The 13,305-nt window shown below is 39.9% G+C and carries 14 protein-coding genes; 13 read left to right on the top strand and 1 reads right to left on the bottom strand.

Features of this window, described 5'->3' with window-relative positions; genetic code table 11:
* The first annotated feature begins 33 nt into the window (after positions 1-33).
* The 9 genes from QNH10_RS19250 to murQ all read left to right on the top strand — a co-directional run bounded on the left by QNH10_RS19250 (position 34) and on the right by murQ (position 6,626).
* On the top strand, positions 34-726 hold the full coding sequence (locus QNH10_RS19250; RefSeq protein WP_283732854.1) for a FadR/GntR family transcriptional regulator: 693 nt from the start codon (positions 34-36) through the stop codon (positions 724-726).
* 140 nt (positions 727-866) lie between these two features.
* The gene (locus QNH10_RS19245; protein ID WP_283732853.1) at positions 867-1,433 is read left to right on the top strand and encodes an aspartate/glutamate racemase family protein; all 567 of its coding nucleotides are present in this window, start codon (positions 867-869) and stop codon (positions 1,431-1,433) included.
* Between the two features lie 65 nt (positions 1,434-1,498).
* The gene (locus tag QNH10_RS19240; RefSeq protein ID WP_283732852.1) at positions 1,499-2,248 is read left to right on the top strand and encodes an NAD(P)-dependent oxidoreductase; all 750 of its coding nucleotides are present in this window, start codon (positions 1,499-1,501) and stop codon (positions 2,246-2,248) included.
* The gene (locus QNH10_RS19235) at positions 2,233-2,400 is read left to right on the top strand and encodes a hypothetical protein (protein ID WP_430541074.1); all 168 of its coding nucleotides are present in this window, start codon (positions 2,233-2,235) and stop codon (positions 2,398-2,400) included. Before QNH10_RS19240 ends, QNH10_RS19235 begins: the two co-directional genes overlap by 16 nt.
* A 32-nt stretch (positions 2,401-2,432) precedes the next feature.
* Entirely contained in the window at positions 2,433-2,627 is a 195-nt protein-coding gene (locus QNH10_RS19230) for a four-carbon acid sugar kinase family protein (protein WP_283732850.1), read from the top strand.
* A gap of 724 nt (positions 2,628-3,351) precedes the next feature.
* Complete coding sequence (locus QNH10_RS19225; protein ID WP_283732849.1) at positions 3,352-4,167, top strand: hypothetical protein; 816 nt, start codon at positions 3,352-3,354, stop codon at positions 4,165-4,167.
* A gap of 19 nt (positions 4,168-4,186) precedes the next feature.
* On the top strand, positions 4,187-5,182 hold the full coding sequence (locus QNH10_RS19220; protein WP_283732848.1) for a hypothetical protein: 996 nt from the start codon (positions 4,187-4,189) through the stop codon (positions 5,180-5,182).
* Between the two features lie 35 nt (positions 5,183-5,217).
* Positions 5,218-5,706, top strand: a complete 489-nt coding sequence (locus tag QNH10_RS19215; protein ID WP_283732847.1) for a tropomyosin — start codon at positions 5,218-5,220, stop codon at positions 5,704-5,706.
* Between the two features lie 11 nt (positions 5,707-5,717).
* Positions 5,718-6,626, top strand: a complete 909-nt coding sequence (gene murQ, locus QNH10_RS19210) for an N-acetylmuramic acid 6-phosphate etherase (RefSeq protein WP_283732846.1) — start codon at positions 5,718-5,720, stop codon at positions 6,624-6,626.
* A gap of 224 nt (positions 6,627-6,850) precedes the next feature.
* Here the strand turns inward: murQ and QNH10_RS19205 are convergent, their stop codons facing one another.
* The gene (locus tag QNH10_RS19205; protein ID WP_283732845.1) at positions 6,851-7,492 is read right to left on the bottom strand and encodes a metal-dependent hydrolase; all 642 of its coding nucleotides are present in this window, start codon (positions 7,490-7,492) and stop codon (positions 6,851-6,853) included.
* A gap of 483 nt (positions 7,493-7,975) precedes the next feature.
* Here QNH10_RS19205 and QNH10_RS19200 point away from each other — a divergent pair, with 483 nt between their 5' ends.
* The 4 genes from QNH10_RS19200 to QNH10_RS19185 all read left to right on the top strand — a co-directional run bounded on the left by QNH10_RS19200 (position 7,976) and on the right by QNH10_RS19185 (position 13,256).
* Positions 7,976-9,256, top strand: a complete 1,281-nt coding sequence (locus tag QNH10_RS19200) for an OFA family MFS transporter (protein ID WP_283732844.1) — start codon at positions 7,976-7,978, stop codon at positions 9,254-9,256.
* A 96-nt stretch (positions 9,257-9,352) separates the two neighbouring features.
* Positions 9,353-9,994 carry a VTT domain-containing protein gene (locus QNH10_RS19195; RefSeq protein ID WP_381426415.1) on the top strand — a complete coding sequence of 214 codons (642 nt, stop codon included), beginning with the start codon at positions 9,353-9,355 and terminating at the stop codon, positions 9,992-9,994.
* Positions 9,995-10,440: 446 nt separating this feature from the next.
* Entirely contained in the window at positions 10,441-10,806 is a 366-nt protein-coding gene (locus QNH10_RS19190) for a hypothetical protein (protein WP_283732842.1), read from the top strand.
* Positions 10,803-13,256: a beta-glucosidase gene (locus QNH10_RS19185; protein WP_347177934.1), complete on the top strand. Its 2,454-nt coding sequence runs from the start codon at positions 10,803-10,805 to the stop codon at positions 13,254-13,256. The genes QNH10_RS19190 and QNH10_RS19185 overlap by 4 nt, the downstream gene beginning before the upstream one ends.
* Positions 13,257-13,305 lie beyond the last annotated feature (49 nt).

Genomic DNA, 13,305 nt, shown 5'->3' with positions numbered 1-13,305 from the left:
TTATCAGCGGTTTGTATATATTGGAGGTATTTTATGTCTAAGGTTCAATTTCACGATTTGTTGGGTGAAATGGAGAGAAAGATTGAAAGTGAAGTTTGGAAAAAGGGATCCAGGCTTCCAACTATGAATGAATTGGCCGCTCAATACAATGTTGCAATCTCAACTGTACGTGAAGTGTATCGTGCTTTAGAATCCAAAGGTTACGTTACTATCCAACAAGGTAGAGGAACATTTATAGAATATAATCGCTCAATGCAATTTACTAATGTAAGTCGTACATCCTTCATAGAACTATTAAAAATAACTGAATTTCGTACGATTATAGAGCCTTCATTTGCAGGATTAGCAGCCAGGGAGGCCTTCAATAACGAAATCGATTTAATAACAGAATCAGCTGAAATTATGCGTGGGATGGCCGAAAACAACCAGGTGACAATTAGTGAGGATTTACGTTTCCATAGATTAATAGTGGAAGCAACCCACAATGAGTATGCACTTAAAGTGTATGATAATTTACAAGAAGAGTTAAAGCGAATGCGTGCATATACGAGAAAGCCAGGAATGGTTGAGAAAGCGGTTCATTATCATCAAATGATTGCGAATGCGATTGCTAACAGAGATCCTCAAACTGCCAAATATTTAATGGAGTCACACTTGCAATCGAATAGTGAACTAGCAATGTATGAGTTATCTGGACTGGCTCTTGCTAATGGTGTATTAGAATAGTCCACTACAAAGAAGGATTTTAAAATATGTTGGAGGGATTTAAATATGAAAATTGGCGTTATCCATGCAACATGTAATGCTGTTCCCCACTTAATGATGCATTCAAAGAATTGGCACCCAAGGTTATAGTTCTAAACTTTGTGGATGAGCACATCCAATATTATGCGAATCAAGTAAAAAAAATAGATGATAAGATTCATCGTGATTTTGTTAATATGTCGATAAAAGCTCAGGAGGCTGGGGTTGATGCAATAATCGTGGCTTGTACGGTGCTAACCCCTATTGTAGACGCTGTAAAACCTTTTATAACTGTACCTATTACAGCTGTAGACAGGCCTGTGTTAGAGATGGCAGTAAAGAATTTTACCAAAATAGGCGTTGTAGTAACTAACGCCCCAACTGGTCCGGCAACAAAAGAACAATTAGAAAAAATTGCATTAGAACTTGGCAAGGGCATTGAAGTGGATATAGAAATTGAAACAAAAGCTATGACGGAATTGAAAGCTGGAAATGTAGAGAAGCATAATCGCCTTAATGCTAGTGCAGCAAGGAAATTGAAGGACAGAGGTTCTGAGGTTATTATACTTGCTCAGATTACTCAGGCATCGGCCGAGAAAGAAGTCAAAGAATTAGGATTGCCGGTACTAACAACTCCGAGAGAAGCAGTAAAAACTATTTTAGAACTTAGTAAGAACAAAAATCAGTAGAGTTTATAACAATATAACTGATAGTCTATCAAGAATAATTCATATTTGGATAGGGAGAGATTAATATGAAGGTAAGTTTTATCGGATTAGGCGTAATGGGAATGGGTATGGCTTTAAATTTATCAAAAGGTGAAGGTGAAGGACATTACGAATTTATAGCATGTGATCCAAACAAACAGGCTTTAGAACAATTTAAAAACAAGGGATTAAAAACAACGACAAATATTTTAGATACTACTGACAGCGATTATATTTTCTTATGCCTGCCAAATTTAGATATCGTTAAAACCGTGGTATTGGGGGAAAATGGTCTTCTAAAACACTTGAAGCCTGGTCAATCCATTGTGGACTTCAGTACGATTAGTTATTTAGGTGCTATGGAAATTGCTGAAGCATGCAAAGCGGATGGAATTGAATTTTTAGATTGCCCTATATCTGGTCAACAATCAAAGAGTTTGGATGGCACTCTTAGCTTAATGTGTGGTGGAAGCGAGGATATATTTAATACAATCAAACCGCTGCTTGATAGAATGGGTTCGCAGGTTATTTATATGGGTAATAATGGGGCTGGACAGTTAACGAAAATGATTAATAACTGTGCATTGAACATTTGTGTTGCAAGCTTTAGTGAACTATTGCCTGTTGGCGTTAAACTTGGTTTAGACCCTGAAAAGCTTGGTGACGTATTAATGACAGCCACTGGGTCCAGTTTTGCTTCCAAGGCATTATTCCAAAGATTTTGGAAGGGAATTTTGAACATGGATTTTCACTTGGAAGAGCATACAAAGATATGGAAAGCATGTATGAAGTCTTAATTAAATCTGAAATCCCATTACCGACTTTAAGTGGAACGATGCAATCTTACCAACTTGCATTACAAAGCGGACATCGTGATGACTACAAACATGCAATGGTCAAATTCTATGAAGATATGTTAGATGTAAGGGTTCGTAAAGAGGGTTTTTGAGAAAGTAAATAGTACATCAGGGGGAGATTACTTTGCTCATTGGTTGTATTGCAGACGACTTTACTGGTGGTAGTGACATTGCCTCTTTTTTTGCGAAAGGAGGCTTACGTACGATTTTATATAACGGAGTACCAATAGAAAATAGTACTCCAGAAGTTGATGTATGTGTAATTGCCTTGAAAACCCGTACACAAAATACAAAAGAAGCAATTAATATTGTGACGTAGTACTACTTGCACAATTTTCTATGGCACGTGCATTGGATAGTTATGACCGAGGATCAAAACCAATTTTAACTGGTCCAGAGGTAAGCGCAAACGCAATCGTATCACTTGTGATGTAGGCTACCCAGGTTCCTATACATGGTTGATTTCATTCAATTCACTAAAACTTTATAGTTATAGATTGAAAGTATGGTAGGGCTGGCATTTGTGATAGCTGGCCTTATTTTTTATTCATTTTTATTGAATAAACGGATACTTTTGTTGCGCATGCGGATATAATCAAAGCGCCGGACAGTGAGTCTGAGGGAATAGCTACACTCATTTCGAGGTACCCATTAGCGTTACATAACTTCCGTAAAAGGTAATTACTTTTTTACGAATAGGATTACTATAAATAAATTAAAAAAGGAAACAGGACTGTAAAAAATGACGAATTCAGTTCGCTCTTTTTTACATTTATTTCACTTTACTTGTTTTTTCATTTATTGATTAAATGCATGCTATTAATCGGTCTCACAATCGCAAAATCTTCTCCATAACGAAGTTGTATGAATATACAACCGTTATTCTGTAAATAAAAGGTTTACTTTTAAATCCTGTATTTTTATTCAAATTGCATGAATTATCATGAATGTTTCTTGCACAGGTACCTTTACAATGGACCTTCACAATATAAATTCGAATTATGGTAATATATAAATAGATAGTCTTGAGAAAAGGTGAGTATATGGGGAAAATTGCACTTATTCAAAGCCAGGTTTATATGTCCTACTCTACTAAATCGGATATTCGCCCATTGTTGGAGAGCTTTGATTTCATTGAATCTGAAGATATCATTTTATATACCGCTCATAATATTCCAAGATTGAAGTTCGATCTTACAGACATTGATATATCTATGGTTCTTTTCACTTCTAACTCATTAAGTGAAAAAACGATTAAGGAGGAAGTGGAATCCGAGTCATTTAAGCGATCCTTTGAAGAATTTCTTTCGAGAGGTAAGGGCTGCTTGATTCTACATCAATTAAATTCGATTCCCAAGGAGTTTTTCGAACCATTCACTGCCTATAATTTCTTACCAATCGAAGCACCAATGGCCGTTCGTCGAAAAGAGAATCCTTTAATTGGTGATCTTCGAAATTCCAAGTTGTCAGAAGCCCATCCACTTTTTCATTATCCTAATAATGTCTCCCTGAATGAACTGAAGCAATATTGTATGAAGAAAAAGGGTTTATACTGGCACTATTTAGATGACTCTTATTCTTCTGCTGAGTGGGAAACGTTATTACATGATGAAGACGAAACGCAAACAAGAAAAGCGTTGCTGATGGCTACAAGGGAAACATCCAAGTATCGTGTGGTCATTTCATCCCTTAATCTTGATTGGCAAAAAGAAACCGTTCTGCTTGAGAATATTATCAAATTTGTTATTGATGGGAAATGCAATACCGCCGTTTTATGGGATTCAACCTATAAAAGTATGGCATTTGAATTCTTCCTGGAAACATTAAATTCTCTAAATTACCGATACCAGGAAATATGACTTATCAACTATCGATCAGATGGATGAATTCAAAAAACAAATCATGCAAGGTACCCATTCGATTGTTGTTTTAGGTCCAACGCATTCAGACAGTGAGAATAAAAAACAGGGAAAGTTAGAGGAGATTGAAGAATTTCTTCAAAATTACATAGTTTCTGGGAATGTAAAGTATATTGGTATTGAGTCAAACGATCTCCGTTTAAAACAATTTTTTGTGGCAGGTCGGGAGAAATCTGCACTTAGGATTCTACAGGACACGGAACTTAAGATTCATGGCATTCTCAAAGAAGGAAAGTATATTGATGACAGCTTTTGGAGCACCTTCGATACGTTAAAGACCCACAAAGCGTTAGAAAAAAGCGATGTCAGCTATACAGAATTCACATCGGAATTAGTCAAACCAATCTTGGACAAGGAAAAGGAAAAAGACTCCTTTAACGGATTACTTGTACCCACTTCCGCTTTATTATGGTTGCGGGCTACCTATGGGGACGATCCGGAAAAACTTCAAAAAACAGTCGACTGGATGAAAAAGGCGCTGTTAAGCGGTGAAGAGGCAGAATCGGAATGTATTGTAGCCTATAATGCTTTTTTAGAATTAGGAATTGAGACGTCTTTTGCAACAAAGCAATTAAAAAGGTTAATTAAAGGTAAAGACTTAACTAAGAGTAATGAAATCGAAATCATTCATTACATTAAAGCCTCAATTCTCTTAAAGGATGTCCAACTAATTAAGCAATTTGTGATCACCTTGGAAGCAAAGAAGAATTCAGAAAATCTATGGATTGATATTTCTGTCTCAGCAAATATCTTGAACCTACTGTTGGAAGCATTAGTGATTTTAAAGCAAACAGAAGAGGATACAAAGGATATTGAAAATACGATAGAGGATTTAGTTTTTCCAACCATCATTTACATTCAAAAGCTTTCTAATCGAAATAATGGCGTACTGGAAAACTACTTCCACTGGGATAATAAAGCAAATACTACTTTGAATGCATCAGTGCGATATTAAATTTAGAGGATTTAATGGATATTCCCGTTACAGAAATGGTCCAATCGCTAATTAGCTACTCGCAAACAAGTAATCAAATCATAGATAATAAAACAGCTTTTAAGGTCATTGATGATTATAAAAATGATATTTCCGTTTTAACTGAGAAAAATAAACAGTTAGAGGATCAGGTCAAGACAGAGTTACAAAAGCAACAAGGTCTTGAGGAAGAAAAGGAAATTCTTCTGAAATCGAACAAAAAACTAACTGATACGAACATGGATTATGAAGAGCAAATAAGTAAAAGTGACTTCCAATTAAATTTCTGGAAGGGTGTTATCATTCTTGGGGTAACCTCCTTAATAACGTTAACGTTTACCGTGATCTACATGTTTAATTATCCTGAAGTTTATGTGGATATCATCAATTTTTATAAAAAATATGATATTAATTTACCGACAGTTATCGGAACCGTATTCACTTTATTAGTTGGTGTAACTACCACAAATTATTTTAGGAAGAAGCGAAAAATTACAGGCGTATAGGAGGGGAAACAATGAATTTAGGGAAACTGAATACTGAAAAAATCAATCCAAAAACCGTTGGCATTGATATGTGCTCTTCTCTTGAAATAGCCTGTTTAATGAATAAGGAAGATGAAACCGTTGCAAATGCAATCAGGCCAGAACTCCCGCAAATCTCTAAGTTGGTTGATGCTGCCTATCCTATCGTTCAGAAAAATGGGCGGATATTCTACATGGGAACAGGATCAAGTGGCCGTTTGGGTGTGTTAGATGCTTCAGAAATTCCTCCAACCTTCAATCTGATGCCGAACCAATTCATCGGAATCATTGCTGGTGGAGATGAGGCACTTCGGACTTCCAAGCCAACCGTTGAGGACAGTGAGTCTGAGGGAATGGCCGCACTAAAAGCCTATTCGATCACCTCGAATGACCTTGTGATCGGATTAACCGCAAGCGGAAGAACACCATTTGTAAAGGGGGCACTCCAATATGCCGCATCCCAACAAGCATTTACAGGATTAATCTGTTGTAATAAAAATGCGGAAATATCTCCGTTTGTCAATGTGGCCGTAGAGATTGATACGGGACCTGAAGTGATTGCAGGTTCAACCCGCTTAAAAGCAGGCACTGCCCAAAAGATGGCATTGAATATTTTCTCAACCGCCACGATGATTAAAGCAGGAAAAGTATATAAGAATTTAATGGTGGATTTAGTGGTAAGTAACGAAAAACTACAAGATCGGGCCATTCGGATTATCGTTGAGGCAACAGGTGCTACATATGAAGAAGCGGCGGAAGCCTTTAGAATCTCAAAGGAACAAGTCAAGACCGCTATTGTCTACCTGTTAACGGGTGAGCCAGTTGAAGAAATACTTGTAAAACTGGAAGAAAACAAAGGTAAAGTTCGAGATGTTTTGGACGGGCTTGGGTATGGTGGTTGATGAGGGGAACGGGACCTGTGAAGGGTACCCGTTTTTTGTGTCGGATTTTTTTGGTACCTGTGCAGCGGACTATTCAGTTTATACACTACAATTGAATAAATATAAAAACATGAAGCTGTAGGTTTAAGGTTAATTTCAAATCAGTGTATTTTTATTCAAATCGTTTGAATTATCATGAATGTTTCTTGCACAGGTACCTTCACAATTCTCTTGCACAGGCAACTTTACAATTCTTTATTCCATAGCGGAGCAAACCATTTTACGCCTCTGCGGTTCATTGGTAAGAGCTTCATGTCAGCGATGAGGTGGCTGGCGTACCCGGCTATTCCTGCAACGAACAGACCTTCGAATGCCCACTCTTGTTGTAGATGACTCAAAATGAATGCATAAAAAGCGAGCCCTAAAAGTGAATGGGTGTAAGAGCGGTGCGGCAGGAACGAGGCGATGACGATATAGCTTCCGGCTAACAGGATGCCGGTTGATTGGTGCATCACAATGCCGAGCCACATTACCATGATGCCGGTTAGCGTCAACATTCTTCGTTGTGTGATGAAACGCGATACGATGAAAAAGAGCAAGCCGATTCCCGCGTACAGAATAATGGAAGGGGTAAATCCTGTTGTGAAAAACTGGTATGCGATCGCGACTAAAATGCCAATTCCAACGAACTGCATCAGCCATTGAGTGAACTTTTTAGAAATGGTGATTCGATTGCTTGCCAACCCGTTCGTATCCAAGTCGGGGACTAATGCTGACGCACCGCCGACTAAAGATGAGACTATGACTGTGTATAGATCAGGCTGAACCTGATATCCTGCAATTGCACCGGCTGCGGCGCCGATAGCTGCGTGTGAACTTCCTTTCATCTGTAAACCTCTCTTGTTGTGTAATCTTCTTATTATCTCTTATTGGGAAGGGGCGTGGCAATGGGTGGATGTTAGCACTTGGGGGAGCTTTGGTGGGCATATGGGTAGAGGATGTTTTGATTCTTAAGGTACCTGTGCGTAGTTGAATTCAGTTTATACACTACAATTGCATGAATACAAATTCACGTAGTTATAGGTGTAACGTTTATTTTGAGTGAGTGTATTTTTATTCAAATTGGTTGAATTGTCATGAATGTTTCTTGCACAGGTACCTTTACAATTACTCCATTCTATAAATTTCTATTTGCTTATTTCTCGATATGATATATAATTACTTTATTAATTTTCGTAAATAGACCTAAAATAACTTTGAAGACAGATAAAAACTTTAAAGTTTACTCCTAAACACGAACTAATAATTTTTATTCAAATTAATTATTCGTGTTTCGGGTTTTGGTCGATAGATATTGGAGGAGGAGCGAAATGGAAAAGATTAATAATAAATGGATGCGTGCTGTGCTTCCAGCTTTGTTAATTCATTGTAGTATCGGTACGGTTTACTGTTGGTCGTTGTTTAAGGGTGATATTGCCACTTATATGGGGAGATCTGTCGGGGAAGTGGAGTGGGCGTTTAGTATAGCAATTTTTGTTCTTGGGATGTCGGCAGCTTTCGGTGGGAAGTTTGTTGAAAAGGATATACATAAGTCATCCCTGCTTTCGGCATTATTTTTTGTTGCTGGGATGGCGGGAACGGGTTTCTTTATTTACCAAAAGTCATTGCTTGGTGTTTATATTTCTTATGGCGTTGTCATGGGTATTGGGCTTGGAATTGGTTATTTAACGCCGGTCAAGACTTTGATGCTTTGGTTTGATAAGCAAAAGGGATTGGCAACGGGGCTTGCGGTTGCAGGTTTCGGATTAGCGAAGGTCATTGCAAGTCCATTAATGGTAAAGCTTTTAGGGGAAAGAAACGGCGAGGGGATTTTGGTGAATCCCTCCAACATTTTTACGATGTTTTATATTTTAGCTGGAATTTATTTAGTGATGATGTTTATTGGGCATGTACTTTTAAAGAAACCAGAGGGATATGAGGAAGAAAGCGTCCAAACGCAAAAATTTAGTTATAGATTGGCATTGAAAAATAAAACGTTCATCGGTATTTGGTTAATGTTTTATATTAATATTACTTGTGGATTGGCTTTGATTTCCCAGGAAAAAGGGATATTGGCGTTCATTGGATTTGGAGCGATTGGTTTGGTGAGTTCGTTAACCGCGATTTTCAATGCGGGCGGCCGGATCTTTTTCTCTTCATTGGGTGACCGAATGAAGGATCGTAACTCCATTTATAAGATCATCTTTATTTCATCTATTTCAGCCTTTTTATTAACGATTGTGTTTGATGGACTTAATAATTCGATCGTAATTCTTGTTATTGCTTTACTTTGTATCATAAATGCAGGTTATGGCGGAGGTTTTTCGTCTTTACCACCCCTTTTATCGGACCGCTTCGGTTTGGACAGTATTTCGACTGTGCATGGATTGGCGTTATCCGCTTGGGCAATTGCGGGACTGACAGGCAATCAGCTAAGTGCTTTTGTTTTGGACAAGACGCAATCGTATGACATGGTGTTGTATGTCATCATGGGGCTCTTTGCGGTTGCGACTTTGATAAGTATTTTCCTTGTGAAACCTGAGAAAGTCAGACTCCAAAGTGAAGCAAAAGAGCAGATTGTAGTAGACGTGAAGAAGGATGCGTTGATTTAAATGGTATCTTTTTATCCTTCATGGGTTGTTACTTGAATCTTATCTATGTATTTTGTGATAACATAGGGTGAGAAAACTATGAAGGCAGGTACAACCTTGACACTAATTTACGCTATAATTGATTTCATCCTGCATATTGATGAACATTTAGTTGAAATCATCAAAACTTTTGAAGGATGGTCATACGGTATCCTCTTTTTAATCGTATTTGTTGAAACAGGACTTGTGATTTTCCCTTTCTTACCCGGAGATTCTCTATTGTTTGCCAGTGGTGCGCTTGCCACGAGGGGGGCATTTAACTTTGCTCTCTTAGTCATTGTCTTTTTAACCGCAGCGGTACTTGGCGATACTGTGAATTACCATATCGGTAAGAAAGTGGGAACTACCATTTCTTCAAGGAGTTTCATGGGGAAATTAATTAACCAAGAAAAGATGGCGAAAGCTGAGGGCTTCTTTAATAAGCATGGTGGAAAAACGATTGTGATCGCTCGTTTTATGCCATTCATTCGCACGTTCATTCCTTTTGTCGCAGGTGCAAGCAGGATGAACTACCGTTATTTCTTAATCTATAACGTGGTTGGTGCAGTAATCTGGGTCGGGGTTTGTACAACTTTAGGCTATTTTTTCGGCAATATCCCGATTATCAAAGACAATTTTTCAACCGTACTTCTACTCATTATCTTCATTTCTGTGTTGCCGGCTATTATTGGTGTAGTCCGGGGGCGGATGGGGAAATGATTAAAGGCCAGCGTTTATTATAGCTGGCCTATTTTTTTGCGCTTTTATCGATCGATTAGTAAGGTACCTTTACACACTCCATATACATTTTATCTGCTATCTTAGATATCCTCATCGATCGAATTGCTAAATGTTATATAATAAATAACTTCTATAATAGGTAGAGATTCTTCTACTATTTTTATTTGTGATAGAATAATAAAGTATTATTCTTATTTAAATCTAATTATTCTAATTGTATTTATTGAACTAAAATCGCTTTATATAGCTATTAAATGAAGTTTTCACGAGGGTCAGTTTTATTACTGAACTCGTTTTTTTTGTTACCGTTTTGTAACTTACCGTTCATACCACTGTAATAATTCTTCTTTATACTAAGACACTTAGTGATAGCGATTTTGCTATACTAATATAATTTATTAGTGAAATATAGGAGTGATATTGAGTTGGAAAAACGTATTAGTTTACTATTTATGACAGCATTAATCTTCATGTCTTCGTTAGTTCCTGCTAATGCGATGACTGGTGGAACCGAAGGGGATCGTCCTTGGATGAACACCGAGCTCTCTGCTGAAGAACGCACAGAGCTACTAATCGATGCGATGACGATGGAGCAGAAAATCCAGCAAATTGCTATTTCGCGTTTCAATGAAAATGATACTGGCGAGACGGTTGTTATCAAGAAAGGTGGTATCGCAAGTACCAGAACGGAGAGTTCGCACCCCAAGGCACCCTGCCTGGATGTGAGTGGCAAGACACAGGCCGCCAGATCCAAGGGATCGATGAACTGGGAATCCCTACAATCCGCATGACCAATGGTGGTACGGGCGTTAAGGGAGGATCATGTGGTAATGACCCAGAAGCGACTGGCCTGCCATCCTCCCTGTCTATGGCCGCAACCTTCAACAGCGAGTTAAACTATGAAGCCGGCCGAATCCTCGGCGAGGAGACACGGGCGTTCGCGCATCACGTGTTGCTTGGACCGGGCATGAACCTCGTACGTCACCCGTACAATGGCCGGAACTATGAGTATTTCAGTGAAGACCCGTACTTGACGGGTATCATGGCGTCTGAGCAAGTTAAAGGTATCCAGGATCAAGGAGTTCAAGCACAACTTAAGCACCTTGCCGGCAACGAGCAAGAGACTGAACGTTGGACGATGGGGGTACAGGTTCCATCACAAGCTATGAACGAGTTGTACATGCTGCCATTCGAGATGGTCGTCAAGGATGCTAACCCGGCATCGGTGATGTGTTCATTCCCGGATGTTAACGGTACTTATGCATGTGACAGTTCTGAATTGCTCCAAGATGCCCTACGGAGAAACTGGGGCTTTGAAGGTTATGTCATGAGTGACCGTCGTGCAATTCACGACACAGTTGCTGCAATCAAAGCGGGCATGAATGTTGAGCTCGACTGGGCACCGCAATACTACACTCAAGAGAAAATTCAAGATGCTCTCGACTCTGGTCAAGTGACTGAGGACGACATCGACAATCTACTTCGTCCACGTTATATCAAGATGATTGAGTTCGGCCACATGGACGAGCCTTACGACAAGTTCATGCCGGAGATCGTAGATCCTATGCTTAACGGCGCTAGTGCACGGAAGATGGCTGAGGAAGGGTCCGTACTATTGAAGAACGAAGACGGCTTCCTACCACTTAACGGCGAGCCGAAGTCAATTGCGTTGATCGGCCTCGAGTGGTTCGCAAGTGAGGCTAAAATGTCCCCGCGTTCCGTACGTGATAACAATGAGAACGTTAATACACCTTACACTGTCACACCACAGCAAGGCTTAGAGAATGTTATCAAAGAATTGGGCTACGACACTAAAGTAACTTACAACAATGGCCGTGACCCGGAGGCTGCTGCGAAGCTTGCCGCTGAATCGGACGTCGTGCTTCTTATGGTCGGCGACAACCCACATGAGACCGCAGACCGTGATACGCTCGGATTCCCAGCAATCGACCTCGACAAGCACCCAGATCGAAAGAACTTGGTTGAGCAGGAGCCGCTAATCGACGCAGTTATGGAAGCTAACGCGGAGAATACTGTTGTGGTACTGAAAACATCCGGTACGGTGCTTATGCCGTGGTTGGATGATGTCCCTGCAGTTCTTCAGGCATGGTTCCCAGGAATGGAAGATGGCAATGCAGTTGCTAACTTGCTTTATGGTAAGGTTAATCCTTCAGGTAAGTTGCCAATGACGTTCGGCGCGACTGAGCGTGAAGCTGCATTCGCAACAGAGGAGCAGTACCCTGGAACACGTCAAGACACTGGCAAGGTAGGTGGCCCTGGCCCGTACGGTAACGGTTCCGATCAATTAATTGCCAAGTACACTGAAGGTCTTGAAATGGGTTACCGCTGGTACGAAGCAAACAACATGAAGCCGGTCTTCCCATTCGGGTACGGCTTATCATACACAACTTTTGAATATGACAAACTTAAAGTGAAGAAGATACAAGATAAAGGCTCAGTGTCCGGTATTGACGTGTCCTTCACAATCACGAACACTGGTGACGTTGCCGGTAAAGAAGCGGCACAGGTCTACCTAACACTTCCGGATGAAGCAGGACAGCCGACTAAGCGTCTTGTCAACTTCGAGAAGGTTTACCTTGAGATAGGTGAGAGCGAGCGTGTGACTGTACGTATTAACCACGATGACTCTAACCACCCGTTCTCCTATTTCGTTCCGGAAGAACCGGACAACCTTGCGAACTGGGCAGACGGCGAATGGAAAACTGCTAAAGGAAAGTACCGCGTACATGTCGGTGGTTCCTCAGCAGACACTCCGTTGGAAACAGATGTCCCGTTGAACTTCAAGCTCAGCAAGGACGACACAATTGGCAATACTAATGGCAACAACAATAGCAACAACGAGGACGAGAACGAAGGTAATATCAAAGGCAACAAGGACGACAACAAAGATAATAACAAAGGCAATAAAGACGAGAAAAAAGATAACAACAAAGGTAACAAAGACGACAACAAAGGTAACAAAGACGAGAAAAAAGATAACAACAAAGGTAACAACAAAGGTAACAACAAAGGCAATAATAAGGGTGACAACCAATGGCAATCCCAATGGCGATACCAATTGCGATACCAATTGCAATCCCAATGGCGATACCAATGGAAAAACCAATTGAAAAACCAATGGCAATACCAACAACTAGGACAACGCCAATGGCAATACCAACAACTAGGACAACGCCAATGGCAATACCAACAACAAGGACAACACCAATGGCAAAGGTAACTTCGAGTGGGAACTCAAAATAAACCTGCGGCCAAAAGATGACGGATGC

Origin of the sequence: Sporosarcina thermotolerans (genome assembly GCF_030067815.1) — a bacterium.
GTDB classification, from domain to species: Bacteria; Bacillota; Bacilli; order Bacillales_A; family Planococcaceae; genus Sporosarcina; species Sporosarcina thermotolerans.
The sequence above is the reverse complement of the archived record's forward strand: the minus strand, read 5'-3'. Positions and strand labels throughout refer to the sequence as shown.

Excerpts from the sequence above, each read along its gene's own strand:
- QNH10_RS19250 (WP_283732854.1), top strand. The coding sequence starts at position 34 with ATGTCTAAGGTTCAATTTCACGATTTGTTGGGTGAAATGGAGAGAAAG.
- QNH10_RS19240 (WP_283732852.1), top strand. The coding sequence starts at position 1,499 with ATGAAGGTAAGTTTTATCGGATTAGGCGTAATGGGAATGGGTATGGCT.
- QNH10_RS19235 (WP_430541074.1), top strand. The coding sequence starts at position 2,233 with ATGTATGAAGTCTTAATTAAATCTGAAATCCCATTACCGACTTTAAGT.
- QNH10_RS19225 (WP_283732849.1), top strand. The coding sequence starts at position 3,352 with ATGGGGAAAATTGCACTTATTCAAAGCCAGGTTTATATGTCCTACTCT.
- QNH10_RS19220 (WP_283732848.1), top strand. The coding sequence starts at position 4,187 with ATGGATGAATTCAAAAAACAAATCATGCAAGGTACCCATTCGATTGTT.
- QNH10_RS19215 (WP_283732847.1), top strand. The coding sequence starts at position 5,218 with ATGGTCCAATCGCTAATTAGCTACTCGCAAACAAGTAATCAAATCATA.
- murQ (WP_283732846.1), top strand. The coding sequence starts at position 5,718 with ATGAATTTAGGGAAACTGAATACTGAAAAAATCAATCCAAAAACCGTT.
- QNH10_RS19205 (WP_283732845.1), bottom strand. The coding sequence starts at position 7,492 with ATGAAAGGAAGTTCACACGCAGCTATCGGCGCCGCAGCCGGTGCAATT.
- QNH10_RS19200 (WP_283732844.1), top strand. The coding sequence starts at position 7,976 with ATGGAAAAGATTAATAATAAATGGATGCGTGCTGTGCTTCCAGCTTTG.
- QNH10_RS19185 (WP_347177934.1), top strand. The coding sequence starts at position 10,803 with ATGACCAATGGTGGTACGGGCGTTAAGGGAGGATCATGTGGTAATGAC.